We start from the raw sequence: 22,200 nt of genomic DNA, 5'->3' as shown, positions 1-22,200 counted from the left end.
GCTCCTTAGCAGTTGGGGAGGTAGAAGGTGAGGGCTTCGTCGGCGCCCCAGGCGACTGCGGCCGCATCTGCGGCGCATTCGTCGAGGGGCACGCCGTAGCGGTTCTGACGGACGTGGGCGAGTTCGTGGAGGACGAGGTAGGTGAGCTGCGCTCCTTCCACACCGGGCGAGAGCACGATGGTCTCGGGCTGCTCGGGGTGGAAGCATCCGCCGACGGGGGCGACGTTGAGGCCACAGTTCACGGCGGGGTCGGCTGAGTAGACGACCTGGACGAGCGGCTCGGATCGCTGGGCGAGGATGCCGTATGCGTCGAGCGTCGCGGGCGTGGCGACCGGAGGGAGGATCACCGGCGGCAGTGGCGTCGGGCCTGCCTCGGCGTGGGGATCCGGTTCGACCTTCACGGCCGTCGGAAGTGCCACCGCCGCGGCGACGTTCAGCGCAGCGAACGCGGCGACGATCACCACGCCGCCGACGATCGCACCCGAGGCCTTCACGCGGGCACCGGCTCTCCGCCGAGCCATCCGCGTTCCAGGCCGTAGCGGAACAGGCGGTCGTAGGCGCGCGCGAATCGGGCGACGGCGGGGTGCGGGATGACGTACCGCTCCCCCGTCGCGCTCTCACGCGTGAACGGCTCGAGTCGCTGCTCGAGTTCCGCGCGCTCCTTCTCCCAGTCGGTGCGGCTCATCGTCCCGCCTCCCATGCTTCCCAGGCGCGCAGGGCCTCGGCGCGGGCCACGCGCGCGGCGTGATCCCGGGTGCGGAACGTGCCGAGGTCTTCGTGGTCGACGATCTGGAAGCGCGGTCCCGGGGTGGTGCGGAGTTGCACGGTCGCGCCGTCGGGGAAGACGACCCCGAGTGCGCGCCAGTGGGGTCCCTGGCGCTCGAACCGCGGGTACCAGTCGTCGCGGGCGAGGTTGGCTCGCATCGCTCCGATGCGCGCGCCCTCGCGTCCGGGGGCGAAGGTGGCGACGGTGGTGTCAGTCATCGAGCTGTCCTTCCCTGATGGTGAAGCCGACCTGGCGGCTGCCGTCGCGGTCGCGTTCCATGAGCACGGTGTAGCCGCGCTGGTCGGCGATCGCGCGGACGCGTTCGAGCGAAATGTCGTCGAGCATGTCGCCGGTACGGATGATGACGAGCTTGATCTCGGGGTTGTCCGCGGTGGCGACGGCGAGGGCGACCTGGAGGCGGGCGGCGGTGTTGACCTGCCCGAAGGGCACGCCGTCGAAGGTGATGCCGGTCTCGTCGACACCGAGGCCGGGGACGGGGAAGTTCGCGGCGGCGAGACCGTCCCGCTTCTGCTGCTCGATCCGGTCGATGATCGCCTGCTGCGCTTCGTGGCGGGTGCGGGCGACGTTCAGCTCGCCCTCCAGCTTGAGTCGGTCGCGCGCTGCTCGGACGTGCGCGTTGACCTGATCGACGGACGCGAGCTGCGCCTCGATGGCGCTGGTGTCGACGGGCGTCTGGGCCGCGTGCACACGAACCTGCTCGATCCCGGCGACGATGCTGTCCCGTTGAGCGCGGGCCTGCTCCAGGGCGGCGAGGAGGCGCTGCTCTTCGGCGTTCCACTGTTCGATGGCGGCCTGCATGGCGTTGGCCTGGCTCTCGGCCTGGCTGATCGAGGTGTTCCAGTCGCGGGCCTGCTGGAGGTCCGCGAGGAGTCCGAGGCTGGTGACCTCCTCGGTGGGCGTGCCGGCGGGCACGTCGGGGGCGCTGGCGAGGGCGCCTTCGAGGCGCTTCACGTCGCGGCCCGCCTCGCGCCGCATGTCCTCGGCGTTCACCTTCTCCCGTTCGAGTTGGTCGAGGTCGAACGGGAGGGAGACCTTGGCGAGGAGGGCGTCGCGCTGCTTGCGGGCGTCGAGGTTGAGGAAGGTGACGGGGTCGAAGATGACGCCGCCGGTGAGCTTGGCGACGACGTCGGACGGCTTGGGGAAGCGGGTGCCGTCGAGGCTGACGACCTCCAGCTTGCCGCCGTCGTCCTTCTTCCAGGTGCGGGTGATGCGGATGCCGAGGTTGGTGTCCACGAACTCGGCGCGCGCCTCGTCTTCGCCGTCGCGGATGGGCTTCGGGGTGAGCTTGGTGCCGCGGGCATCGAAGAGTTCGCAGATCCCGTCGATGAAGCTGGACTTGCCCGCCCCGTTGGCTCCTGCGATGACGACGAGGGATCCCTCGGGTTGGAGCGTGATCTCTCGCACGCCCTTGTAGTTCTTGACGGTGAAGCTCTGGGTCACGGGGTGGTCTCCTGTTCTGCGTCGTACCAGATCGAGTAGGTCTGGCCGGTGATGGTGGTGAGGTAGTTGCGGATCGCGGCGGCGGCGTCGAAGTCGGACTCGAACACCGCCAGCTCGTCGTCCCGCTCGATGCCGTAGTCGCTGTTCACGGGGGCGAAGACGCCGTGCGGCAGGGCGCCCTCGTAGGGGGTGAGGTTGACGGCTTCGCCGCTTTCGTCGACGAGCCAGATCTCCCCCTCGAACGCGATGCGCTCCTCGCCGGTGGCGCGGTACTCCCGGACGGGCAACCACTTGTTGACCTTGCCGCGCCCGTGGGCCTGGGCGAACGAGTCGGCGAGGTTGGTCTTGCTCCGAGTGGGGGCGACCGGCTCCGGGCCGTGGCTTATCGCACGATCTCCAAGCCCGCGCAGCCACTCCACGTCGTTGCTCTTGTCGTCGAACATGAGGTCGGAGACCTCACCCGGCCACGCGTCGAGCGTGTCGTCACGCTGGGCGCGGTCGGCGCGGATGCCGTCCTCGATGAAGGCGGCGAGTTGGTCGAGGTCTTCGATGACCGGCTCGTACGCGCCGGTCTCGGGGTTCTGGGTGTCGGACAGGGTGGCGGTCTCGGCGACGTCGCGCGCGATCTCCTCGATGGTCTTCATGTCCAGTCCTCCGTCCATCCGTCGGGCAGGCTCACGGCGTGACCGGGGGCGTCGCCGTGGCTGTAGTACATGGTCTCTTCGAGGTAGGGGCGCTCCTCCGAGTCGAAGTAGATGCGGCGGTGGTCGAACGAGTCGTCGTCGGGGTACTCGTTCGGTGCCCAGTGCTCGGCGGGGCTGATCGCGAACAGGTCGCCGTCGCTCACGATGCCGTCGCACCTCGGGCAGCGTAGGGCCATGAAGGTCTCGCCGTCGTCGGTCACCTCCTCCTCCACGAGTGCGGGGAAGGTGTGCGCGCGGACCGCGCTCTGTGCGGCACCCAGGGCTGCGATGAGGGCATCGCCCTCGGCGTCGGTGACGGTCACGCGGTCACCGCCTTCTGCGGGTCCAGGGCGTCGAGAAGGGCCATGACGGCTTCCATCGACTGCGGGCCCAGCTCGGTGTAGATGTCGCCCCGGTCATCGCGACGCACGTAGCGGCGAACGTTGGCGATCAGTTCGTGCAGGTTGGCGGGCACCATGTCGCTCACCTTGCTCGCGGCATGGATGTACTCGCCGTTCTCGTAGACGGTGGTCTCCTGCCCGGGGCCGTCGTTATCCCACTCCTGGTAATGGGTGATGCGGCCCGTCGTCTTCGACAGTTCGATCAGGGCGGCGATCGCGTCGTCGGCGCGGTACTTGCTGCGGCCCTCGATCGTGATGTTGCCCTCCGGGTTGCCGGGACGCTCGGGGAGCTTGTAGCCCGGGTTCCACGCGTACGGCTCGTACTCGGGGATCGTGACGCGCTCGTCGTCCTCGTCACGGTCCTCCCAGATTTCCGCGTCGCCCGTGAGGGCGTCAGGCAGGGTGTCGAGGGTGAGCGCGCCGGGGCGCTCGATGGTGATGCTGTTCCAGGTGCTCATGCGTTCTCCTTCGTGCGGGGGCCGGCGATGACGCCGGCGGCGTAGTAGAGGCCGGCGATGATCTGGCCGGCGGTGGGGTTGGGTGCCCAGCGGCACGCTTCGTTGAGGGTGTGGGGACGGAGCAGGAGCCCGCCGTCGAGGCGAACCTCCTTGGCATCCGCCCACGCGGCGGGGTGCTGGTCCTCGGCGGCGTTGGCGATCCGGGCGCGGTCCTCGGTGGAAAGGCTCGGGAACAGAGCGAGCGCGTCGAACAGACGGAGCGCGTCGTCGTGGTGGAGGCTCACAGTCGGTCCCACCCCTCGGGCATGACGACCCACGCCTCTTCGTCGCTGTCAGGGTCGCGGCGCATGAACAGGTCGTCAGCGCCCTCGAAGTCGCAGATGCCGAGCTCGGCGGCCATGAGGTCGAGCGTGTCGTTCAGCTCGTCGGTGTACTGGTCGATCTCCTCGGCCCAGCGCTCCTCGTCCTCGCCCTCCACGTAGAAGCCGTCGAAGGTGAGGCGGGGGGTGTCGTTCAGGCGGAAGATGAGGCCGGTGACGCCCTCGGGGATGAGGCGCTGCATCTCGTCCAGGGTGGCGTTTCGGTGCGCGGTCTCGGCGCGCAGGAAGTCCGCGCGGACGGCCTGGAATGCCTCGCTGGTGATGGTGGTGGGGTAGCTCACTGGTTCACGCTCCATTCGGCCACGGTGCGGCCCTCGATCTTGTGGATGCCGGACGACACCGGCGGGGTGAGGCCGTCGACTTCGTTCGCGAAACGGTCCGCGACTGCATGCAAAACGGCGGCGATCTGGTCGCCCGACTCGGCGGCGGGCATCGTGAGGGTGAATCCGGGGGCGCTCATGCGGGGGTCTCCTGTTCTGTGAATCGAGCGAGGCGGGTAAGGACGCGGCGGAAGTGCTCGCGCTCTTCGTCGGTTGCCGTGGTGCGGTGGTCTGCGCCGAAGCCTTTCCACCAGGCGATGCGCTCGGCCTCGGTTTCGCCGGGCTCGCGCGGCTCGTCGCGGAACGCCACGAGTAACCAGTTCGGCTCGTTGTGCTGGGGGTGGTCGTACTCGGGGCGGGGGTTCGGCACGGTCTCCCCCGCGTAGTTGGAGCCAACCGCCACGCGGCGACCCGTGCCGATAGTGCTGAGGGGGCGCGGGTCTCGATTGAGGTCGCGCGGCGTCTTGCTCGCGAACATCACGAGAGCACCGCCGCCCCGGAGCCGCTCAGCACGGCGGCGGCCTCCTTGTCGTACTGACGGCGGAGCCACGAGTCTGGCCGGTCGATGACGCGCTGAGCGTCGGCGCGCGTGCCCTCGCTGTCGGCGCACCGCCCCGGGGCGATCATCACGCGGTATTCCACCGTGCGGCCTTGCGCTCTTCGCTCCACGGTCCAGGTGTGGGGCGGGTGGGCTTCGTACTGCTCGGGGAGGTCGAAGAGGCTCACTCGTCGCTCACCGCCTCGAAGCCGACCAACGCGCCCTCGCGGTGCTCCTCGAACGGCGACCATCCGCCGCTAATCTCGTCGTCGCTGCTGCGGTATTCGAGCCGGTGAGCGTCGAACAGGGCGGATGCCAGGGTGAGGGCTTCGGTCGAGTCCTCCTGTTCGAGGGTTGCCAGCTCCTCGGGGGTCGGGTCGATGACCTCGAACGTGATCCAGTGGCGCACGTTCGCGCCCACGGTGACGAATGCCGCGGTCACCACCTCACCCCCAGCCGGTCAGCGAGGAAGCGGGCCGCGACGGGAGCGAACGCGCGCGCGGCCTGCTCGTAGATGCCGTCGGCGTTCAGCATGTCGTCTGCGTCAGTGGCGTCCGCGTGGAGGTTCGAGGCGCGCTCGGATGCGTCCCGGAACACCTCGACAGCGGCACGGATGGCGGCGTAGTCCTCGGTGGACTCGCGGCGCTCCTTCTCCTCGCGCTCGATGAACCGATACAGGCTCAGGCTGTCGGTAGCGGTGGCGAGGCGGCGCACTTCTTCCACCATGCGCCAGCGCGCGAAGTGGGCTTCGTTCCACCGGTCGGCGGTGCCCTCCTCGGCGGCCCGGGTGAGGAGGCGGAGGAGTTCCGCGCCGGTGATGGTCTCGGCCACCTTGTCGGCGCGCGGCTCGTCGATGCCCCGGCCAGACGACCCGCCGCCCGGGGAAACGTGGAGGAGGAGCACGCTCCCGGCGATGCTCTCGGCGGTTGTGCGTTCGGTGGTCACAGTCCGCTCACCTCCGCGCGCGGCGGGAGCCACGGGAGGCCGTCGGCGTATTCGCTGATGGGGTCGCCGTAGCTGTAGATCAGGCGCGCGATGTAGTGCGGGTCGTCCTGGTTGTCGTTGTGGTCCTCGACCATCTCGGGATCCCCGATGCCCCACCCGCGAATCAAGCTCGCGGCCAGGTCACCGCGGCCCGCGGCGGCGAGCACGTCGGCGAGGGCGACGGCCTCGGAGAGAGTGAGTGCCCCGTGGAATCTGTCGGCCATGTCCCACATGTGCTCATAGGAGTGCGCCCAGGCGTGGCACGCGCTCCCAGCGCTGGGGGTGGTGTGCGTGGTGATCATCGTGCGTTCTCCTTCTCGGTGAGGGCTTGCAGGGCGGCGGCGGTGGCGATGGTGCGCAACTCGATGCGCTGACGTTCGGGCAGGTTCTCGCGGTACGTGTGGCGAATGAGGCCGTCCGCGATCCGCTCGGCGCGCGCCTGGTTCTCGGCGTCGCGAGCGGCTGCAGCCTCGGCGCGGTACATTTCTCCGCATTCGTACCGGTCGAGGTGGCGGCGTCCGTGGTCCTCGCAGAATCCGGGCATCAGCTCTCCCCCAGCAGGTGCAGCAGCTCACGGGCGGCCTTGCGTGCGCGGTAGCGCGCGGCGGCGTCGCCGTCGTCCGCGGCATCGAGGAGGGCGCGGAGCTGTGCGGCTGCGCTGGCCACGCTGTCGCGCCACTGGGAGGCGGCGAACTTCGCGCGGACGATGCCGTCCGCCATGGCGACATCCTCAGCGCCGCGGTCCGTCTGCGGGAGTCTCATCCCGGCGTCGTAGACCCACCTCGCGCCGCTGTGCGGGTTCTTCTCGACGGTGGCGAAGTCGTCGAGGACGGAGGGGAAGCCGGGGCCGGTCACGCCGCACGCTCCAGGAGATACAGCGCGCGGTCGCGGTCGTCGGCGGTGGCGTAGAACTCGGTGGACAGGTCGCCTTCCACGTACGTCGTGAGCGCGTAGGGGTGTGTCGCCGTGATCTCGGGCCGTGCCGCGCGCCCGTACTTGTTGCGCGTGTCGTACGCCGCGAACAGCACGAACGGGGCCGACTGCATGGGGTTGGAGTCGGTCGGCTCGCTGATCTTCACCGCGCGCCCCGGCTCCACCTTGCGCATGCGCGCCGCCCACTCCCCCGACGATGCCGGGGTGTGAGTCCGCATGTAGAACGGTTCATCGCTACCGGGGCGGCGGTACGCGGTCGCGGCGGCGTGCTCGCGGTACTTCTCCCAGGCGGTCACAGCGCGACCCCCTCGGGGAGTGCGCCGAACGTGCGGAGGTTGGATGCCAGCGCGGCGCGGTAGGCCGCGGTCGCGCGGTCGAGGATTTCGGCGAGGGCTTCCGCGCCCGCGGGGCCGTCGAACGCGTCCCGGATCAGCGGCACGGGGTTGTGCCCGCTGTGGTCGTTGTCGAGCCGGTACAGGTTGGGCGCGTGGCCGATGGTGAGGCGCGCGGCCTCGCGGGCGTTGGATTCGCTCACGATGAGCGCGGCGACGCGTGCGCGCACCTCCTCGGCGGTCAGCGGTGGGAGGTGGAACGAGAACGCGAACGGGTCGCCCGCCTCGCGTTCGAGGGTGGCGCGCTGCGCGTCGGTGAGCGGCGCGGCGTAGTTGCGGGTGGTGGCGTGCGCGCCAAACGCGCTCGGGCCGTGCGTGCCGCTTGCGCGGTCGTAGGGGCCGGGGCGCATCCCCAGCGTGATTTCGACGCCGATGCGCTCGGCGCGTCCGATCTTCACCGGCTCGTCGTAGTCCCACGCGGTCGCGCCCTCGGTGGGGTTCGCGGCGTCCGGGCCGGGGCGGTAGGGGCGAAGCTCGGCGCGGTCCTCGAAGGGGCTTCCGGCCTTCTCCACCTTGCGCGTGTCGGTCACGCGCCACAGGACGCCGGGAACGCTGGGGAGGGTGAGGAAATCGCCGTAGGTCAGAGTTTGCATGCTAATGGGGTTCCTTTCAGGCCAGACGTTCGCCCGACAGAGCGAAGTCCTCGAAGTGTTCGAGCAGGCCGCTACGGTGCGCGGCGAGGATGCCGACCGCGCCCGCGTTGCGCGGGGCGTCGGGGAGCGCGGGGACAGGCTCCCCCGGCGCGTAAAACGTGGAGCGGGCGCGGCGCGGGACGCTGCGGAACAGGTGGCGCGGGATGACGCGAACGCGGCGGCGGCTGGGGTTGGGGGTGGCGGCGGCGATGTTCACCGCTTCCCGCCCTTCGGGGCACGGCGGGTGTACGCCATGCCGAGCGGCGAGAGGCGCGCGCGGTGCGGGAGCCGGTCGGCGTCGGCCACGACGAGGCCGAGCGCGTCGAGCTTCGAGAACATCGAATCGGTGAGGACGCTCCCCCGGTGGATGGGGACGCCGGGCCGGTTGTCGGCAGCGACGATGTCGAGCGCCCGGCGCTGGGGAACGGTGAGCTTGACCGCGGCGATGGTGGCGTTCTGATCCACGAGGCGGCGGGCGAACGTGTCGCGGGCGCTGGGGGCGTAGTGCGTGGTCACGGTGTGGTGTCCAATCTCGGCAGGGGCCGTATACGTGTATATAGTCTGATGGAAGTTGATACGCCGCACAAGTGGGAGCGGCGAAATTGCGTGCTAACGGCGTCCAGGGCGGGGTGCGGCGGCGACAGCCGGCCAAAGGATGTCCCCGAACGGCACGCGGTTGAGCGGGCGGCCCGTGACACTCACGTTCTGCGGGTGCGGGTCGTGAATGGCGCGGGCGATGAGGTCACCGCTCACGGGGTAGCCGTGATCGGCCATGAAAGGCGGGAGCGCGTGGACCTTGACCGAACCGACCGGGCGCGCGGGGGCGTGCGTGCTCACGCGGTCACCTCGCGGCGGAAAACGCGGACGTAGGCGGGATCTGCTTCCTTGATCGTGAACGTTCGCCCGTCCGTGAGGAAAACGGTGACCTCGAACTTGTCGCTGTGAACGGAAATGTCCGGGTACTCCGTGTGCGTGTAAATCCCGCTCTCGTTCCGCTGCGAGCCTAGGTCGGTCGGGCCGTAGTCAGCGGTCCCGCGCGCCTCAGCGAATCCGGCGAGCGTCCCCACGTGGGTATTCATGTCGAGCCGGGTCGCATCCTTCGGGCCGTGCAGCCGTTTCGCGTAGTGGTCGATCATCACGAGCTGCCCGACGTGCTCGGGCATGAGCGATGCCTCATCGAGCCAGAAACCGTCATGAAAAACGGTGCGGGTGTCGGTCATCGCGTCACCACCGATGCCAGGCGAACCGAACCGCGCGCGGCTTCGTGGGCGTTGAGCGCGTCGGAAATGGCGGCGTCTACCTCGAGGTAGTTCACTTCGTCCCGCGGGGATGGGCAAGCGACGCGCACCTTGTCGCCGTTGTGCGTGGTGACCATGAATCCGCCTCCCCGGGGGATCGAGTAGGCCTCGCCCTCCCAGGTGTGGAACCACGGGCCGGACCACACTTCGAGGCGCTGGCGCTTGTGCTCGGCGGTGTAGTCGTAATCGGTGGTCACGCCGTACCGGGTGGGGATGAACACGGCGCGAGGCTTGCCCATGTCCGCGACGTGGCCGTGTTCGTTCGCGGCGTCCTGTACGGCGTCGGCCCATGCGTCGAGCTCGTCGAGGGTGAGCGGGCCGTCTGTGCTCATTTCGACGGTGAGAGTGACGGCGTAGCGGTGGGCGGTGCTCGGGGCGAGAGTGGGGGCGTTCACGCGGTCACCGCCGCGGTGTCGTGGGCGGCGAAGATGGCCAGCACGTCCGCGTGCACGCGCTCCTCCATCGCCAACAGGCCTTCGCTGCGCTCTTCCCGCGGGGTGTCGTACCACGCGCGGGTTTCGGCGCCCTTGTGCCCCTGCGCCTCCCGGTAGGCCTTGTGCGTGCCGAGGTCAACGCGGATCGTCGCGATGAACTCGCCGCTTACGTGGGTAAGCCGGGGCGTGTCGAGCGGCGCGAGACGTTCGTTCACGTGCAGCAGTTCGGCGCGGCCCTTCACCGCTCCGTCGGTGACGTAAAAGCGGTCGCCGGTGACAGCGTGACGGGCAGTAAGCGCCGGGATCCGCACGTAGCGCGTGCCGTCGATCGTGGTGATCTTGCCGCGGAACTCGCACACGATGCGCGACGGGTCGGGGGCGGTCACAGGGTCACCGCCGTCAGCTCGTCCGCGAACGCGTCGAACTCGCGCCCGTCGAGTGCTCGGAGCCGGTACATGGGGCCGACTTCCTCGTCGAGGTTGTCGGCGGGGTTGTTCGAGTCGAGGGGACGAATGACCGTCACCGTCTGCCCGTCGAACTCGGCGGCGTATTCGTCGGTTCCGTGCAGCGTGAACGTCACCGCGTCGCCGGGGGCCGGGGCGGGGCGCACGTTCTGGGCGTCGTGTTCGTAAAGTCGCTTGACTTCAGCGTGGGCGTTCTCCGCACTGTCTGCAAAGATGACGTGCCCATCGGCCCACCACTCACGTTGAGTGGCGACGGCCTGGGGGTCATTATTCTCGTCCCGTGTGGGCGTGTGCGTCGTGGTCATGGGTGACCTTTCTGTGAGGGTGACGCGGGCGTGTGTGGGGGGTGTCGCGGGGTGGTGCTGGGGTGGGGAGATAGTTAGGCGGGGGCCGTCGACGTGGTGCGGTGCGTTCGCGCGTATTTGGCGCGAGGGCTGCGGAAACGGTGTCTCGCGGGGTGATTCGTCCCGGGATTGCGTATCCCTGGTGCGTCTCACTGGTGCAAGGTTTTGAGCCGTATTCGCGTCCGGAACGGGGTTTTCGAGGCGTGCTCGCAAAATACGTATTCGGACAGGCGGAATTCCGCGGGACAAGAGAGAATCTGAGAATCACTAAGACTATGAATGTATATATGTACTATTCGTCTAGTGCATGTATCCACGGTCTACCGGTGAGCCTGTCGGGGACCGGTTCACGGCAGGGCCGAACTAGTTAGGTTCGGGGCGTCGTCGGCCTAGGCGAACCGGGGCCGACCGGATGCCGTGACCGGCTGCGAGTGCTTGAGGCCACGCGCACGGCGACGGGTGAGGGTGGCCTGTCGGGCCGTGCGGGTGCGCGTGTTGTCGCGGGAGTTGTTCGGGGTGCTCACGGGGTATCTCCTGTCTGGGGTTGCGTGCTATCGGTGGCGGATACCGTGGCCTAGTCCGGGCGTGAGCCGGTGCCGCCTGTGCGAGCTAGGCCGGTGGGGATCAGCGGACGTTGAGCATGGGCTGAATCATGGTCACCATGCGCTCGCCGAGCGTGGCGCGGATCGGCGGGCATTTGCGCGTGCCCGTGCTCGCGGGAAGTTGGAAGCGCCATCCGGCATTTTTGCCGACGACACGGGCGAGGGCTTTACCGGCCTTGACGAGTTGATCGAGTCGGTCGGTTCCGATGGCGAACGGGGAGATTTCCACGTCCTCGGCGGATGCGTCGGTGATCAGTCGCTCGACGGGCGGATAGTTGCCGCCGACGGGGACGAGTACGCGCGAGGATTCGATTGAGTCGGTCCACCCGATGGTGACGGTTTCGGCGGTGACGGTGAGCGTCTGCCCGCTCGTGGGCTTGTGCTTGCCGATCCATTCGGCGACGTCGCGCGGGATGAGGACGGCGAAGTCCGGTTCGCTCGGCCCTTCCTCGCCGTGGCGCTCGACACTCTCGTCGTAGGTGGTGTGCTCGTATCGCGCGATGGCGTAGCGATCGGTTGCGATGAGGTAGCGGTGAGTGACTTTCACCGCTCCGATGATGGGCGTTACGTCGTCTTTCGACGTGAACGGCAGGACGGCGCGGAATGCGGCGGTGAGGTCCGCGGTGAGGGGGATGACGATTGCGGGCGCTGCGGTGACGGTGGGGGCCGCGGTGGTCATGGTCATGGTCGGTTTCCTTCGTTCGGTTGCGTGCTATTCGGGCTTGTGAGTCGAGACGATGAGGCCGGTAGCGCGTTCGATGACGCGTGTGCGCCAGGCTGCGGATACGCGTTGCCAGCGTTTCGCTTCAAGGTAGGTATCGACTTGTGCGAGTAGTTCCCACTCGACGCCGAACCAAATTTCGACGTCGTAAGGGCCGGTGTGCTCAGGCACCATAGAGCCATGCGAGCGGGACGATGCACAGTAGGACGGTGACACTCAGACAGGCGAGCCAATCCCCGACGGTGCGGGGGATGATGGGGGCGCGGTTGGTCATGTCAGTACGCGCATTCGGGCGCGTACGCCGCGACGAGCGCACGGGATTCGGTGGTGCCACGGGGCACACCGTACACGAATAAGGCCAAATCCATACACGCGGCCCTCACGGCGGCGACGGCGTACCCGTTCGGCATGCTCGTCATTTCCGTCAGGGTGAGCACTTCGCGGGCGTCGCGGATGCGCTTACGCAACTCTGCTTCACGCTCAGCACGCAACTCAGCGGCGATGCGAGTAGGGCGACGTCTGGCGTGTGCACGTACCAGCACCGGGCATTCGGGAGACAGCTCAACCGAATGGGTCACATTGAGGCGAATCGGGCGATCGGGTACGATGACAGTCATCATCTAGTCCATTCACTAGGTGGTCACGCCCCCGGCCGGTTGCACCCGGTGCGGGGGTCTCTCTGTACCTAAAGTGTACCACAGAACGCGGCATCTGATACACCGAAATAGCCAGATCAGACCAGGAAACCACTCAGATTCTGACCCACCAGAACAGGGCAAGGTACCGCCGGGCTGCACCCGCACAGATGCCGACCCCTCCCCCGATTTCGGGGCGCTCAGCGCTGCGTTGGGGCCGCCCTGCCCTCGTCGCTCGTCACCTCGAGGATCATCTCCGCCAGGCACTCCGCGTGCCACTTCCAGCAGCCCACCCGATGCGTGCGGACCTGGCCAGCGTTCGCTCCCTGCACCTCTCGCGCGAGGGCTCGCAGCTCATCCACGGCATCCATGCCACGAAGTGTATCCCGCATCGTTCACCATCCGGAAACCTCTCAGCCGCCCAGCGGCCCTACCTTCCATCCGTGGCTACTGCAGAAATTCCAGCGCCTCCCGCCAAAGGATCGGGCTGTATGGGCGTCGGCTGCGGAGGATGCCTCGTCGTCCTCGGCGGTGGCCTCTTGCTCATCATCGCGGCAGTCGTCATCGGCGCCTTCGCCGGCTTCACCCCGTCGGCGAACAAGTACACCGCGGCTCAGCAGTGCGAGCAGACAGTCTCCTCCTACCTCAAGGCCCCGTCCACCGCTCAATTCCACAGCGACATCTCGGCTGCGACCGAGTCCGCGATCGACGCCGGGCCCTGGCTGATCATCGGGACCGTCGACAGCGAGAACGGCTTTGGAGCGATGCTGCGCTCCAACTACTCCTGCCACGTCACCTTCACACCTTCGAGCAACTCGTACGCGGTGGAGCTCCAGGGCGTAGGCTGACAGGTCGCGAGCTCGTCTATGAACACGTGTAAGACTCCAACCCCGCCTAGACTCCGCCCCACGGCCCCCGGCGCGCTGCCTCCTCTCTCAGTGCGCCGGGGGTTGACCAATTCACTGATGCAGCAGCGCCTCGCTCCCTCCCGCCACCTCGAGCGCCGTCAGGCCCCTCCCCCGCGTCTCAAAAACCGCCGGAACTGGTGCAGAAATCGGTCGAAACGCTCTCGATTAGCGTGCAAAAGACCGCTAGGGTTAGACGTGTAAGGCCGGTAGCACACAAAATCGCCGGAAGGTCCCTCAGAACCCACGAGGTCAGAAGAGGCCCGGAACGCCCTGGCGGGCGTGGACATCGACAGAACAACGAGGGCGAGCGCGTCGGATGGCCAGGCGCGACGCCTCCACTTAGCCCTCGTGGCCCGCCAGGCGCCGGCCTACCCCCGAACCACTCCCCCGCAGCGCTTCACGCTGCCCGCCGAGAGGAGAACCATGAGTTTGCCCGTCATCCCGCAGCTCGACCCGCGTGACACCACGCCCACCGGATACACCGGCACCACCCCGCCGATCGTTGGCAACGGCGAACGCGGCTGGCACGAGATCGCCAGCCTCGCAGCCCTCGGCGCGGCATCCGTCGAGACGTCGACGGCCATCGTCCAGAACCGCGAGCCCGCGGACACCAAGGCCGCCGTCATCGAGACGTCGACGCCGGACGACCCCGCGAGCCCGGTCCTGCAGAAGCTCGCCTCCCGCGTTCCCAGCAACGCGTCGGCCGAGGGTGGCTTCCTCGAGGTCGCGAAGCCGCGCGCTCCGCGCAAGCGCCCGACGAAGACCGTCGGCGAACCGGCTGCGCCGGTACAGGAGGCCCCGACCCACCGCCGCGCGAAGACCGGCGCCGGCGCGCGCTTCAACGGCGACGCCCCGTGGCTCTACCACGCGGTCAACATCGGGGTCGCCGTCGTCGCCCTGGCGATGATCGCGATCTCCTGGCAGGGCCTCTCCGCCGTCGGCGCATGGCTGCTGCTGCCGGCGCTGCTCAGCTTCCTCGTCCCGATGTCGATCGACGTCGCCCTCATCGTCCTCACCCTCGCCCGGTTCCCCCGCAAGGCCCGCGGCGAGTCGACCTGGATTCTCACCGTGTCCGCCGTGGGACTCGCGTGCATCTCGGCCGCGGCGAACTTCTTCCACGTCTGGGAGGACACCCCCGGCGCCGCCCCCGCGCTGCAGAGATACACCGGCGCATCCCTGGCGGCCCTCATGCCGTTCCTCGCGCTGCTGATGACCGAGGTGCTCGGCATGCTCTCGACCAAGCCCACCCGCCTCGAGCGCGCCCAGGCGCGCCTCGCCGCCCAGAAAGCCGAGGCCGCCCTCAAGAAGCCCGCCGCGCGCAAGAAGCGGCCGGCCCGATGAGCCGCGCGAGCAACTTCCAGCAGAACCAGTCCCGCGGCGTCGGCCGCAGCCTCACCATGGGGCTCCCCCGCGAGAGAAGGCCCTCGCGGGCCTCGGCTGCCGAGATCGAATGGGTGCTCGCGAAGCACGCCGAACGCCCCGACCTCAGCGCGTACGAGCTCGCGCGCCTCGTCTTCCGCCAGTTCGGCGTCGACCGATCCGCATCCAGCATCCGCAAGTGGCTACTCAAGAACGCCCCCGCACCGAAGGAGAACACCCTGTGACCAGATTCAGCATCGACGGCAACACCGAGACCGTCGACGGCAGCCAGCCGACCGCCGTCCTCACCTACCTCCGCGACACCACCCTCGCCCGCCTCAAGGAGAAGCAGGCCGAGAAGGAACGCTACGAGAACGCCGCCATCGTCGCCGCGTCCGACGTCGACATGCTGCTGGAGACGCTCGGCCGGTACTCCGCGGCCCTCACCGCCCTCGAATCGGCCGCCGCACCCGCCCCCGAGCCCGCGCCCGAGGAGACCGCCCCCGACGTCGAGGCGCAGGCAGCATGACCGCGCTCGAACACGGCACGCTGGTCAAGCTGACCGGCGCTGGCTGGAAGGCCTTCGGCGTTGTCGGCCTCGAGATCGGCTCCCGCCACGAGATCACCGGCTTCTGGTACGACGGCACCCCCGTCATCCAGGACACCACCGGCGAAGAGTGGGCCCTCCAGCTCCACTCCCCCGAAGACGACGCACCGTTCTGGGGCGCCACCACCGTTCCCGCGCCGACCACCGACTGAGAGGACCCCAGCGTGACCACCCCGAAGAGAAGGACCATCCGCGGCATCGCCGCGGTCACCATCGTCGCCACCGCCGCTCTCGGCCTGACCGCGTGCGGCGACCGCCCCGCCCGCGACTGCCGCCCCGAGAAGATCTCGACCGCCGCGGCCGCGAAGATCGTCCCCGCCCCCGTCGTCGTCCGCCCGCCCGCGCCCCGCCCGCCGGTCGTCGTGCGCCCGCCTGCCCCGAAGCCGCCGGCGCCGAAGCCGGTCGCCCCCGCGGCACCGAAGCCCGTCCAGCCGGCCCCGAACAACGGCAGCAGCAACAGCGGCTTCCACCCCAGCTCGCCCTGGTTCTGGTTCCTGCTGTTCAACGGCTCGAGCAACGACGGCCGGGGGTGCTGAGCATGGTCTCCAAGAAGCACCTCGCGGCCGAGGTCGAGAACCTCCGTAGCTCCCTCTTCGAGCTCGTCAACGCCGTTCACAAGCACATCGACGCGGCCGAAGCGCTCGGCTACGAAGCGAAGATCCCGCTGCCCGTCGCCGCGCCCACTTCCGTTCCCTTCGCGCGGGCTCGCCTCCGCCTCCTCCGCCTCGCGGACCTCAACGCGCTCCACGCTGAGCTCACGGTTTTGCGTGCAAACGCCGCGAACGCGGAGGCCGCAGCCAGCGAGCTCTCCGCCTCGGACGCCACGGTCGCCACCCCGACCCCGGAGTACGTGCGCCGGGACACCCTCGCGAAGGTCATCGAGGCCCTCGAACTCGACCAGTACCGCGATCGCGGTGCGTGGTTCATGCAGGCGCTCGGACTCCCCCCGCGGCGCGACGGCATCGACCGCTTCTGGGACGACCTCAACATCGCACTCCGCGTGCGCGCCGAGGACGCCGAGGCAGAAGCCGACGAGGCCGCCGAACAGCGCATCGCCGCGATCACGCACCCCACGCCCTCCCCGGAGGACGAGTGGGCGGGCGCCGGCGAGACGATCATCGACTCGAGCGGACGCGACCTGTGACCGTCTCGCCCGGATCGGTCGTCCTCGTCGACATGGACGGCGTGCTCGCCGACTGGTTCGGCGGCATGGCCGACGCCTACCAGGAAGCCGGCGGTGACATCGCCGACTTCGATCTGAACCGCTGGGACCTCGGCACCACCGGAGCCGTCCGGCAACTGCAGCGTTCGGTGCAAGCCACCCCCGGCTTCTACGCCGGACTCGCGCCCATCGACGGCGCGATCGAAGGGCTGTACCTCCTGCGCGACCTCGGCGCCACGGTGAAGCTCTGTTCCACCCCGGATGCCACCAACCCGACGTGCGCGTCGGACAAGGTCGACTGGGTCGCCAACCACGTCGGAACCGCGTGGGTGAAGGACCTCATCCTCACCCACGACAAGACCCTCGTGCGCGGCGCCGTGCTCATCGACGACAAGCCGGAAGTCACCGGCGCCGTCGTCCCCGAGTGGGAGCACATCATCTTCGACCAGCCCTACAACCGCCACGTCACCGGCAAGCGCATCCTCACCGGCTGGGGAGCGCTCGACACCCTCAAGGAGAACCTCGCATGACCCGCATACTCAGCGAGATCCAGGTCGGTGATCGCATTCGCATCGAGCCCGGAGGCCGTGAGCGTGTCTGGTGGGACGTCACTGCTCGCGATGACGATCACATCGTCGCCGTTCGTCCGGCGCCCTTTGAGCCGAAGGCCAAGGGCACCGTCGAGTACACCATCCTGGCGTCCATCGACTACCGCTACAACTCCGCTGGGCCGGGACTCATCCGCACCACGGTCAACACGATCGGCGGAGGCTGGGATCTGGATGGCCGCGTGAAGGAGGGGTCCGAGGAGATCGTCGCAGCCCTGGCAAGCGGCGACTGGGAGCTCTCGCACCGACGCCTCCTCGGCGTCGGCAACGTGGAGCGCGAGGTCAACGCATGACCGTCATCGGACTCGGCGGCAAGCTGCGCGCCGGCAAAGACGCGGTGGCCGACCGCCTCGTCGAGAGGCACGGCTACGTCAAGATCGGCATGAGCGACGCGCTCCACGAAGCGATGCTCGCGCTCGACCCGATCATCAACGCCGCCTCGGCCGACTACCCCGACCGCATCCTCCTCGTGCGCTACTCCGACGCGATCGAGGATCTCGGCTACACCGAGGCCAAGAAGATCCCCGAGGTCCGCCGCCTGCTCCAGCAGCTCGGCACCGAGGTCGGCCGGAAGATGATCGGCGAGGACACCTGGACGAACATCGTCCGCCGACGCATCGACGAGCTCGAGGAGAAGGGCATCCCGGTCGTGCTGACCGGGCTCCGCTTCCCGAACGAGATCGCCGTGATCGACGAGCGTTACGGTCTCGGCGCCATCACGATCTGGGTCGAGCGGCCCGGCATCGAGGCCCCGACGACCGGCACCGCCGCGCACGCCAGCGAGAACAGTGTGACGGTCGAGGACTTCGACTTCGTCCTCGAGAACGACAGCACCCTGGACCAGCTCTACGCCAAGGTCGACACGATCGCGGCCGAGGTGAACACGCTGTGAGCGCCCTCCGCCCCGACGACGACCCCCGCCTCCCCAGCCTCATCATCGCCTCCCGCTTCGCCCTGGCGATCGTGCTCACGCTCGGCGCACTGTGGACCTTCGCGGCGATCTCCAAGGTGGCTCTCCCGTGAGCGTCACCCCGATCGCCGTCGGCGACACCGTCGCCCTCACCGGCTCCGGCTGGGCCAGCATGATCCGCCCCGACCAGACCGGCACGATGCTCGGCCTGGAGGTCGAAGTCGTCGCGCTCATCTCTGGCTTCGGCGGCGCCCCCTCCGTCAAGTTCGAGGTCGACGGCGAGCCGTTCATCGCCCCCACCCGCCCCGGCTCGCGCTACCAGGCCGAGCTCCTTCCCACCGACGACTGAGAGAGGAACCTCATGTCCAACACCGTCCGCAAGGCCCGCAAGAAGAACCAGCGCGCGCTCCGACAGGCAACCGAGCTGACCGGCAACCCCAAGTACGCCCAGCTCGCCCGCGAACTTACCCCGAAGAAGAAGCCGAAGGAGCCCACCCCGGTCATCCTCCGCGCGTTCGTGCAGCAGCCCGTCGTCCGCACGAAGGGCGACCTGTTCCCGCAGGACACCGTCAGCCGGGGCCCCTTCGCGCGGGTCTACGGCTTCCCCAGCGCGCGTTCGGCGAACCGGATCGCCCGCTTCATCGCCAACCGCGGCACGAAGCGCGGCAACCTCCCGCGGGAGGCCCAGCGGTGAGCCGCCGCATCAGTATGGACCGATCGGTCGCCCTCTCCGAGGGGGTCACCGCCGGATCCATCGCCACGGCGGTCGCGGACGCCGTCACCGCCCTGGAGAACAAGGTGGTCGACCACGACCGCCTCGCCATCTGGGACACCCTCGAAGTCGAGACCACCACGGACCGGATCGAGCACACCAGCTTCGCGTCCGACCGGGAGTTCATCGACCATCGCACCATCACCGTCTCCGTCCTCACCATCAGCAGAAACGAGGCCTCCGCATGACCCTCACCCTGGGCACCATCGACACCATCCGCGCCCTGCAGAAGCAGATCGGCGCCGCCAACGCCGCCAAGGGCTTCCACCAGGATGGCGACGACATCCGCTCCCTGCCTGCCGCCATCAGCGGTGTCCACGACGGCCCGCGCAGCTTCCTGCAGGGACTCGTGAACCGACTCACGCGCATGATCCCTGCGCTGGAGCGGCACTACTGGATGGCGCGAGCCTCCCTGATCGGCACGGAGCTCGCGGAGCTGCTCGAGGACCTGCGCGCCGGGCGCGGCATCAACGAGTCCTGGTACTCCGCGACCTGGGAGGGGAAGGCGTACGCCTGGGTCGAGGGCGAGCGCCCCGCCTTTCTCCCCGACCACGTCGTCGGCAAGCCCGAAGGGGCGCCGTCCGAGATCGTCGACATCATCGTGCGAGCGCTCGATCTCGCCGACGAAGGAGGGGTCGATATCGCGGAGCACCTCTCGCTCAAGCTCGCCTACAACGCGACCCGCGCGCGTCTGCACGGCAAGAAGCTCTGACCGTGACCGACGACATCGACGTCCTCGAGGCCGCGCTCGCGCAGCGCTCCGTGGAGGTGAGCATCACGGTCGACGGCGAGACCTACCGCGAGTTCGTCCCCATCGAGGCCGGCTTCCCGGCCATGAATGCGAACGAGGATCACGCGGTGATGCTGCTGGCAACCCAGGTGGGCGGCATCGCCCTGACCCTGGTCGCCCAGCACTTCTCTCCCGGGCTGCTGGAATCGCTGGCTCCGGTCGGTGCGGCGGAGGATCCCGAGTGAGCCCGGTGACCAGCGACCACAGCCTCGTCGAGGCGCTGGGCGCACCGCCGCGGCCGCACACGCCCGGCGAAGTCGCCGCGGTCCAGAACCTTCTGGACGAGGGCACCGGGAAGCGTTGGTCGCCGAACCAGCGTGGTGAGATGGAATCCATGCTGTTCGACGACACCACGCTCGCCGTCGCGCCCGCTGCCGCGGCGTGGCATCCGAAGCACGAGGGGTAGCCCATGAGGATCGAGCCCCTCGCATTCGACCTGGAATCCACCAGTGCCGACCCCCTGACCGCGCGCATCGTGACCGCCTACCTGGGCGTCCTGCATGCAAACGGGGATCTCGCGTACGGCATGGACTGGGTTGTTGACCCGGGGATCCCCATCCCTGCGGAGGCGGCGTCGATCCACGGCTTCACCACCGAGCGCGCCCGCTCGGAGGCCACGGGCACCCCGGCCGAAATGATCGCCCAGCTCCACGCGATCATCGAGGCGGAGTGCCTGGCCTCCGGGCGGCCGCTCGCCGGCTACAACCTGCAGTACGACCTGACCCTCCTCGAGGCGGAGCGCCGACGCGTGACGCCCTGGGTTCGCCCGCTCGCATTTTGCACGCAAACGACCCCATCGGGGATCACGGTGCTGGACGGCTACGTAATCGACAAGGCGATCGACCGGTACCGGAAAGGTTCTCGCAAGCTGCAGTTCACCGCCGCCCACTATCGCGTGCAGCTCTCGGAGGAGGACGCGCACGGCGCACAGGCCGACGCCGTGGCCGCAGCCCGCATCGTGCAGGCCCAGTTCCGACGCAAGCGACTGCGCGGCATAACTCCCCGCCAGGTCCACCTCGCGTCGATCGACTGGAAGGTCGAGCAGGCCCATTCCCTGCAGGAGTGGCTCCGCACCAAAGGCGGCGAGCCCGCAGCGATCGTCAACCCCCACTGGCCACGACAACAGAGAAGCGAGGACGCAGCATGACCCTCCCCGCAACACGGGAACGCACCGCCGCGAGAGCGCAGATGCTCCTGCACAAGTGGGGCATCGACCCCGCCGAGGTATCGGTCGACAACCTCAACCACGAGGGCTACTGGCGATTGGCACGCAACACCGTCCACGCCTCCCTCCTCCCGCCACGCCTCGCCGACCGCCGCTACGAGCGGATCTGGACGCGCTGGCCCGAAGACTTTCCCGCCGATGAGTTCCTCGAACTCATCCCCCTGAGCCACCGATAACCATCCACAACAAGGAGAGACGCCATGAGCGACAACACCACCACCCCGAAGCCCGCCGACGAGCAGAAGCCCGCCGCGGCGCCCGAGACCGAGACGATCATCGACACGCAGCCGGCGGCCGACGCGCTGGCCACCCTGGACGCCGAGCTCGAAGAGTCCATCCGCCCCACGGTGGCGAAAGCCGTCGAGATCCTCCTCGACGCCGTCGAGCACGAGCGCAGCGTCCACCGCAAGGACATCGCGGAGATCTCGATCCACTCCGACGGTGTCGTGCGCATGCTGACGCGCGGCCGCGTGCGACGCTCGCTCCGCGTCGCCGCGTTCACCCCTGATGCGACCGGCGAGGACAGCGAGTGACCGCCATCTCCTCCGACGGAGGCCAGGTCACTCTGCTTCTCGCCGGCGCGCAGCCCGGCGGCGACCCCGAGCAGGTCCACGTCACCGCGCGCACGCAGCGCGGATCGCAGGACGTCCTCATCCAGGCCTGGTTCAACCGGGACGAGATCGAGAACGCCCTCGAGGCGTCGAGGCGCAACGACCGCGCGATCATGCTGGAGCCGGCCGCGTGAGCGCCGCGATCGACGCCCCGCCCCGCTTCCGCCTGGTAGCGCAGAAGCGGGGCGCGAAGTGGGGCCGCTCGCCCCTCACGGGCAAGCGGGAACTCATCCGAGACCCCGAGCGATTCGCCGCCCTCCCCGACATCCCGCCCGGGTTCGCGGAACGCGAAGGCACCTACCCCGAAGTCGCACATCTCGCCTCGCAGGCCAACAAGGGCCAGCTCGAGAACTGGGACGGGAAGGGCGAGCGCCTCGACTACCTGTTCTCCCCCGAGATGGCTGCCGAGAAGGGCGACGTGGCCGCATGAGCGCAGCGTTCGCCACGGGCGAGCGCGTCATGGTCGAGTCGGTCGTTCCCGTCGTGGTCCAGGAGGATCACGGCGGGGCGGCCGCCTCCGTCCTCACACGCGCAGGCTGCCTTGTGCCGGTGGAGCGAGATCGACTACGTCGGTCGGAGTAACAACGCCGTCCCCCAGAAGATCGCCGATCGAAATCACGACGTCGAGCCCAAGCTCCTTCCGAAGAGCCTGCTCGAGGATGCCTCGATCGAACTCCAGGCAGAAGCCCTTCCCCGAGATGAATACACTGCCGTCCCTTGAAGTGGCGTCGAGCTGGATTTCCCTGGCTCCGTCGACGTCACGTACACGCGTGGTCATTACCGCGCGACCCTTCCTGTTCAT

Annotated in this window: 53 protein-coding genes; 22 read left to right on the top strand and 31 right to left on the bottom strand. The window is 68.8% G+C overall.

The genetic code is table 11. The features are described 5' to 3' along the window. Positions 1–5: 5 nt before the first annotated feature. From AVW09_RS07350 to AVW09_RS17610, 30 genes are all read right to left on the bottom strand, one after another. Entirely contained in the window at positions 6–494 is a 489-nt protein-coding gene (locus AVW09_RS07350) for a hypothetical protein (RefSeq protein WP_063257436.1), read from the bottom strand. Further along, positions 491–685, bottom strand: a complete 195-nt coding sequence (locus tag AVW09_RS07345; RefSeq protein WP_063257435.1) for a hypothetical protein — start codon at positions 683–685, stop codon at positions 491–493. The genes AVW09_RS07350 and AVW09_RS07345 overlap by 4 nt, the downstream gene beginning before the upstream one ends. Further along, positions 682–984: a hypothetical protein gene (locus tag AVW09_RS07340; RefSeq protein WP_063257434.1), complete on the bottom strand. Its 303-nt coding sequence runs from the start codon at positions 982–984 to the stop codon at positions 682–684. The genes AVW09_RS07345 and AVW09_RS07340 overlap by 4 nt, the downstream gene beginning before the upstream one ends. Continuing rightward, the gene (locus AVW09_RS07335; protein WP_063257433.1) at positions 977–2,227 is read right to left on the bottom strand and encodes an AAA family ATPase; all 1,251 of its coding nucleotides are present in this window, start codon (positions 2,225–2,227) and stop codon (positions 977–979) included. Before AVW09_RS07335 ends, AVW09_RS07340 begins: the two co-directional genes overlap by 8 nt. After that, complete coding sequence (locus AVW09_RS17900; protein WP_063257432.1) at positions 2,224–2,871, bottom strand: hypothetical protein; 648 nt, start codon at positions 2,869–2,871, stop codon at positions 2,224–2,226. The genes AVW09_RS07335 and AVW09_RS17900 overlap by 4 nt, the downstream gene beginning before the upstream one ends. Further along, on the bottom strand, positions 2,868–3,233 hold the full coding sequence (locus tag AVW09_RS07325) for a hypothetical protein (protein WP_063257431.1): 366 nt from the start codon (positions 3,231–3,233) through the stop codon (positions 2,868–2,870). The genes AVW09_RS17900 and AVW09_RS07325 overlap by 4 nt, the downstream gene beginning before the upstream one ends. Then, positions 3,230–3,769, bottom strand: a complete 540-nt coding sequence (locus tag AVW09_RS07320) for a hypothetical protein (RefSeq protein WP_063257430.1) — start codon at positions 3,767–3,769, stop codon at positions 3,230–3,232. The genes AVW09_RS07325 and AVW09_RS07320 overlap by 4 nt, the downstream gene beginning before the upstream one ends. Beyond that, on the bottom strand, positions 3,766–4,053 hold the full coding sequence (locus AVW09_RS07315; protein ID WP_063257429.1) for a hypothetical protein: 288 nt from the start codon (positions 4,051–4,053) through the stop codon (positions 3,766–3,768). The genes AVW09_RS07320 and AVW09_RS07315 overlap by 4 nt, the downstream gene beginning before the upstream one ends. Further along, positions 4,050–4,430 carry a hypothetical protein gene (locus AVW09_RS07310; RefSeq protein WP_063257428.1) on the bottom strand — a complete coding sequence of 127 codons (381 nt, stop codon included), beginning with the start codon at positions 4,428–4,430 and terminating at the stop codon, positions 4,050–4,052. The genes AVW09_RS07315 and AVW09_RS07310 overlap by 4 nt, the downstream gene beginning before the upstream one ends. Further along, positions 4,427–4,609, bottom strand: a complete 183-nt coding sequence (locus AVW09_RS07305) for a hypothetical protein (protein WP_063257427.1) — start codon at positions 4,607–4,609, stop codon at positions 4,427–4,429. Before AVW09_RS07305 ends, AVW09_RS07310 begins: the two co-directional genes overlap by 4 nt. After that, positions 4,606–4,872, bottom strand: coding sequence for a hypothetical protein (locus AVW09_RS07300; RefSeq protein WP_156495999.1), 267 nt, complete (start codon positions 4,870–4,872; stop codon positions 4,606–4,608). Before AVW09_RS07300 ends, AVW09_RS07305 begins: the two co-directional genes overlap by 4 nt. Positions 4,873–4,946: 74 nt before the next feature. Next, positions 4,947–5,195, bottom strand: a complete 249-nt coding sequence (locus tag AVW09_RS07295; RefSeq protein ID WP_063257425.1) for a hypothetical protein — start codon at positions 5,193–5,195, stop codon at positions 4,947–4,949. Further along, positions 5,192–5,449 carry a hypothetical protein gene (locus AVW09_RS07290; protein ID WP_156495998.1) on the bottom strand — a complete coding sequence of 86 codons (258 nt, stop codon included), beginning with the start codon at positions 5,447–5,449 and terminating at the stop codon, positions 5,192–5,194. Before AVW09_RS07290 ends, AVW09_RS07295 begins: the two co-directional genes overlap by 4 nt. Then, positions 5,446–5,952 (bottom strand): hypothetical protein, encoded by a 507-nt coding sequence (locus AVW09_RS07285; RefSeq protein ID WP_063257423.1) that lies wholly within the window; start codon positions 5,950–5,952, stop codon positions 5,446–5,448. Before AVW09_RS07285 ends, AVW09_RS07290 begins: the two co-directional genes overlap by 4 nt. Then, on the bottom strand, positions 5,949–6,293 hold the full coding sequence (locus AVW09_RS07280) for a hypothetical protein (protein ID WP_063257422.1): 345 nt from the start codon (positions 6,291–6,293) through the stop codon (positions 5,949–5,951). The genes AVW09_RS07285 and AVW09_RS07280 overlap by 4 nt, the downstream gene beginning before the upstream one ends. Then, complete coding sequence (locus AVW09_RS07275; protein ID WP_156495997.1) at positions 6,290–6,535, bottom strand: hypothetical protein; 246 nt, start codon at positions 6,533–6,535, stop codon at positions 6,290–6,292. Before AVW09_RS07275 ends, AVW09_RS07280 begins: the two co-directional genes overlap by 4 nt. Beyond that, the gene (locus AVW09_RS07270) at positions 6,535–6,846 is read right to left on the bottom strand and encodes a hypothetical protein (RefSeq protein WP_063257420.1); all 312 of its coding nucleotides are present in this window, start codon (positions 6,844–6,846) and stop codon (positions 6,535–6,537) included. Before AVW09_RS07270 ends, AVW09_RS07275 begins: the two co-directional genes overlap by 1 nt. Then, positions 6,843–7,220 (bottom strand): hypothetical protein, encoded by a 378-nt coding sequence (locus AVW09_RS07265; protein ID WP_063257419.1) that lies wholly within the window; start codon positions 7,218–7,220, stop codon positions 6,843–6,845. Before AVW09_RS07265 ends, AVW09_RS07270 begins: the two co-directional genes overlap by 4 nt. Continuing rightward, positions 7,217–7,909: a hypothetical protein gene (locus AVW09_RS07260; protein ID WP_063257418.1), complete on the bottom strand. Its 693-nt coding sequence runs from the start codon at positions 7,907–7,909 to the stop codon at positions 7,217–7,219. The genes AVW09_RS07265 and AVW09_RS07260 overlap by 4 nt, the downstream gene beginning before the upstream one ends. Before the next feature lie 16 nt (positions 7,910–7,925). After that, positions 7,926–8,165, bottom strand: a complete 240-nt coding sequence (locus AVW09_RS07255; RefSeq protein ID WP_063257417.1) for a hypothetical protein — start codon at positions 8,163–8,165, stop codon at positions 7,926–7,928. Continuing rightward, positions 8,162–8,464 (bottom strand): hypothetical protein, encoded by a 303-nt coding sequence (locus AVW09_RS07250; RefSeq protein WP_063257416.1) that lies wholly within the window; start codon positions 8,462–8,464, stop codon positions 8,162–8,164. The genes AVW09_RS07255 and AVW09_RS07250 overlap by 4 nt, the downstream gene beginning before the upstream one ends. Positions 8,465–8,557: 93 nt before the next feature. After that, positions 8,558–8,785 carry a hypothetical protein gene (locus tag AVW09_RS07245; RefSeq protein ID WP_063257415.1) on the bottom strand — a complete coding sequence of 76 codons (228 nt, stop codon included), beginning with the start codon at positions 8,783–8,785 and terminating at the stop codon, positions 8,558–8,560. Then, positions 8,782–9,168, bottom strand: coding sequence for a hypothetical protein (locus AVW09_RS07240; protein WP_063257414.1), 387 nt, complete (start codon positions 9,166–9,168; stop codon positions 8,782–8,784). Before AVW09_RS07240 ends, AVW09_RS07245 begins: the two co-directional genes overlap by 4 nt. After that, the gene (locus tag AVW09_RS07235) at positions 9,165–9,641 is read right to left on the bottom strand and encodes a hypothetical protein (protein ID WP_063257413.1); all 477 of its coding nucleotides are present in this window, start codon (positions 9,639–9,641) and stop codon (positions 9,165–9,167) included. The genes AVW09_RS07240 and AVW09_RS07235 overlap by 4 nt, the downstream gene beginning before the upstream one ends. Beyond that, positions 9,638–10,066, bottom strand: coding sequence for a hypothetical protein (locus AVW09_RS07230; RefSeq protein ID WP_063257412.1), 429 nt, complete (start codon positions 10,064–10,066; stop codon positions 9,638–9,640). Before AVW09_RS07230 ends, AVW09_RS07235 begins: the two co-directional genes overlap by 4 nt. Continuing rightward, positions 10,063–10,449 carry a hypothetical protein gene (locus tag AVW09_RS17620; protein ID WP_156495996.1) on the bottom strand — a complete coding sequence of 129 codons (387 nt, stop codon included), beginning with the start codon at positions 10,447–10,449 and terminating at the stop codon, positions 10,063–10,065. Before AVW09_RS17620 ends, AVW09_RS07230 begins: the two co-directional genes overlap by 4 nt. A 428-nt stretch (positions 10,450–10,877) precedes the next feature. Next, a complete protein-coding gene (locus AVW09_RS18340) occupies positions 10,878–11,012 on the bottom strand; it encodes a hypothetical protein (RefSeq protein WP_269454554.1) in 135 nt (44 codons plus the stop codon). Positions 11,013–11,112: 100 nt separating this feature from the next. Next, positions 11,113–11,775: a hypothetical protein gene (locus AVW09_RS07220; RefSeq protein WP_063257410.1), complete on the bottom strand. Its 663-nt coding sequence runs from the start codon at positions 11,773–11,775 to the stop codon at positions 11,113–11,115. A gap of 311 nt (positions 11,776–12,086) precedes the next feature. Then, on the bottom strand, positions 12,087–12,431 hold the full coding sequence (locus AVW09_RS17615; protein WP_156495995.1) for a hypothetical protein: 345 nt from the start codon (positions 12,429–12,431) through the stop codon (positions 12,087–12,089). A gap of 215 nt (positions 12,432–12,646) precedes the next feature. Then, positions 12,647–12,817: a hypothetical protein gene (locus tag AVW09_RS17610; protein ID WP_156495994.1), complete on the bottom strand. Its 171-nt coding sequence runs from the start codon at positions 12,815–12,817 to the stop codon at positions 12,647–12,649. 120 nt (positions 12,818–12,937) lie between these two features. Here AVW09_RS17610 and AVW09_RS07215 point away from each other — a divergent pair, with 120 nt between their 5' ends. From AVW09_RS07215 to AVW09_RS07115, 22 genes are all read left to right on the top strand, one after another. Next, entirely contained in the window at positions 12,938–13,294 is a 357-nt protein-coding gene (locus AVW09_RS07215) for a hypothetical protein (protein ID WP_063257409.1), read from the top strand. Positions 13,295–13,777: 483 nt separating this feature from the next. Continuing rightward, the gene (locus tag AVW09_RS07210) at positions 13,778–14,695 is read left to right on the top strand and encodes a DUF2637 domain-containing protein (protein WP_063257408.1); all 918 of its coding nucleotides are present in this window, start codon (positions 13,778–13,780) and stop codon (positions 14,693–14,695) included. Continuing rightward, the gene (locus AVW09_RS07205) at positions 14,692–14,958 is read left to right on the top strand and encodes a helix-turn-helix domain-containing protein (RefSeq protein WP_063257407.1); all 267 of its coding nucleotides are present in this window, start codon (positions 14,692–14,694) and stop codon (positions 14,956–14,958) included. The genes AVW09_RS07210 and AVW09_RS07205 overlap by 4 nt, the downstream gene beginning before the upstream one ends. Next, the gene (locus AVW09_RS07200; RefSeq protein ID WP_063257406.1) at positions 14,955–15,242 is read left to right on the top strand and encodes a hypothetical protein; all 288 of its coding nucleotides are present in this window, start codon (positions 14,955–14,957) and stop codon (positions 15,240–15,242) included. The genes AVW09_RS07205 and AVW09_RS07200 overlap by 4 nt, the downstream gene beginning before the upstream one ends. Next, complete coding sequence (locus AVW09_RS07195) at positions 15,239–15,472, top strand: hypothetical protein (protein WP_063257405.1); 234 nt, start codon at positions 15,239–15,241, stop codon at positions 15,470–15,472. The genes AVW09_RS07200 and AVW09_RS07195 overlap by 4 nt, the downstream gene beginning before the upstream one ends. A gap of 12 nt (positions 15,473–15,484) precedes the next feature. Next, positions 15,485–15,856, top strand: a complete 372-nt coding sequence (locus AVW09_RS07190) for a hypothetical protein (RefSeq protein ID WP_063257404.1) — start codon at positions 15,485–15,487, stop codon at positions 15,854–15,856. Between the two features lie 2 nt (positions 15,857–15,858). Continuing rightward, positions 15,859–16,464, top strand: a complete 606-nt coding sequence (locus tag AVW09_RS07185; RefSeq protein WP_063257403.1) for a hypothetical protein — start codon at positions 15,859–15,861, stop codon at positions 16,462–16,464. Continuing rightward, positions 16,461–17,012: a 5' nucleotidase, NT5C type gene (locus AVW09_RS07180; RefSeq protein WP_063257402.1), complete on the top strand. Its 552-nt coding sequence runs from the start codon at positions 16,461–16,463 to the stop codon at positions 17,010–17,012. The genes AVW09_RS07185 and AVW09_RS07180 overlap by 4 nt, the downstream gene beginning before the upstream one ends. Further along, positions 17,009–17,383, top strand: coding sequence for a hypothetical protein (locus AVW09_RS07175; RefSeq protein ID WP_063257401.1), 375 nt, complete (start codon positions 17,009–17,011; stop codon positions 17,381–17,383). The genes AVW09_RS07180 and AVW09_RS07175 overlap by 4 nt, the downstream gene beginning before the upstream one ends. Continuing rightward, positions 17,380–17,982, top strand: coding sequence for a deoxynucleotide monophosphate kinase family protein (locus AVW09_RS07170; RefSeq protein WP_063257400.1), 603 nt, complete (start codon positions 17,380–17,382; stop codon positions 17,980–17,982). The genes AVW09_RS07175 and AVW09_RS07170 overlap by 4 nt, the downstream gene beginning before the upstream one ends. Further along, the gene (locus AVW09_RS18335; RefSeq protein ID WP_269454553.1) at positions 17,979–18,113 is read left to right on the top strand and encodes a hypothetical protein; all 135 of its coding nucleotides are present in this window, start codon (positions 17,979–17,981) and stop codon (positions 18,111–18,113) included. Before AVW09_RS07170 ends, AVW09_RS18335 begins: the two co-directional genes overlap by 4 nt. Then, the gene (locus AVW09_RS07165) at positions 18,110–18,349 is read left to right on the top strand and encodes a hypothetical protein (RefSeq protein WP_063257399.1); all 240 of its coding nucleotides are present in this window, start codon (positions 18,110–18,112) and stop codon (positions 18,347–18,349) included. Before AVW09_RS18335 ends, AVW09_RS07165 begins: the two co-directional genes overlap by 4 nt. A 12-nt stretch (positions 18,350–18,361) precedes the next feature. Further along, a complete protein-coding gene (locus AVW09_RS07160) occupies positions 18,362–18,694 on the top strand; it encodes a hypothetical protein (RefSeq protein WP_063257398.1) in 333 nt (110 codons plus the stop codon). After that, a complete protein-coding gene (locus AVW09_RS07155; RefSeq protein ID WP_156495993.1) occupies positions 18,691–18,960 on the top strand; it encodes a hypothetical protein in 270 nt (89 codons plus the stop codon). The genes AVW09_RS07160 and AVW09_RS07155 overlap by 4 nt, the downstream gene beginning before the upstream one ends. Continuing rightward, positions 18,957–19,484 (top strand): hypothetical protein, encoded by a 528-nt coding sequence (locus AVW09_RS07150; RefSeq protein WP_063257396.1) that lies wholly within the window; start codon positions 18,957–18,959, stop codon positions 19,482–19,484. The genes AVW09_RS07155 and AVW09_RS07150 overlap by 4 nt, the downstream gene beginning before the upstream one ends. Before the next feature lie 2 nt (positions 19,485–19,486). Beyond that, entirely contained in the window at positions 19,487–19,747 is a 261-nt protein-coding gene (locus AVW09_RS07145; protein ID WP_063257395.1) for a hypothetical protein, read from the top strand. Further along, positions 19,744–19,968: a hypothetical protein gene (locus AVW09_RS07140; protein WP_063257394.1), complete on the top strand. Its 225-nt coding sequence runs from the start codon at positions 19,744–19,746 to the stop codon at positions 19,966–19,968. Before AVW09_RS07145 ends, AVW09_RS07140 begins: the two co-directional genes overlap by 4 nt. 3 nt (positions 19,969–19,971) lie before the next feature. Continuing rightward, complete coding sequence (locus tag AVW09_RS07135; protein WP_063257393.1) at positions 19,972–20,709, top strand: hypothetical protein; 738 nt, start codon at positions 19,972–19,974, stop codon at positions 20,707–20,709. After that, on the top strand, positions 20,706–20,963 hold the full coding sequence (locus AVW09_RS07130; RefSeq protein WP_156495992.1) for a hypothetical protein: 258 nt from the start codon (positions 20,706–20,708) through the stop codon (positions 20,961–20,963). Before AVW09_RS07135 ends, AVW09_RS07130 begins: the two co-directional genes overlap by 4 nt. Before the next feature lie 24 nt (positions 20,964–20,987). Further along, complete coding sequence (locus AVW09_RS07125; protein ID WP_063257391.1) at positions 20,988–21,320, top strand: hypothetical protein; 333 nt, start codon at positions 20,988–20,990, stop codon at positions 21,318–21,320. Further along, positions 21,317–21,532, top strand: coding sequence for a hypothetical protein (locus AVW09_RS07120; protein ID WP_063257390.1), 216 nt, complete (start codon positions 21,317–21,319; stop codon positions 21,530–21,532). The genes AVW09_RS07125 and AVW09_RS07120 overlap by 4 nt, the downstream gene beginning before the upstream one ends. Next, complete coding sequence (locus AVW09_RS07115; protein WP_063257389.1) at positions 21,529–21,828, top strand: hypothetical protein; 300 nt, start codon at positions 21,529–21,531, stop codon at positions 21,826–21,828. The genes AVW09_RS07120 and AVW09_RS07115 overlap by 4 nt, the downstream gene beginning before the upstream one ends. A 93-nt stretch (positions 21,829–21,921) precedes the next feature. On the opposite strand, the gene AVW09_RS07110 is transcribed toward AVW09_RS07115, so the two are convergent. Continuing rightward, entirely contained in the window at positions 21,922–22,176 is a 255-nt protein-coding gene (locus tag AVW09_RS07110) for a hypothetical protein (RefSeq protein ID WP_063257388.1), read from the bottom strand. Between the last annotated feature and the right edge of the window lie 24 nt (positions 22,177–22,200).

The organism is Microbacterium sp. T32, from assembly GCF_001619615.1.
Lineage (GTDB): Bacteria > Actinomycetota > Actinomycetes > Actinomycetales > Microbacteriaceae > Microbacterium.
Note: the sequence above shows the minus strand (reverse complement) of the source record. Positions and strands in the feature narration are given on the sequence as shown.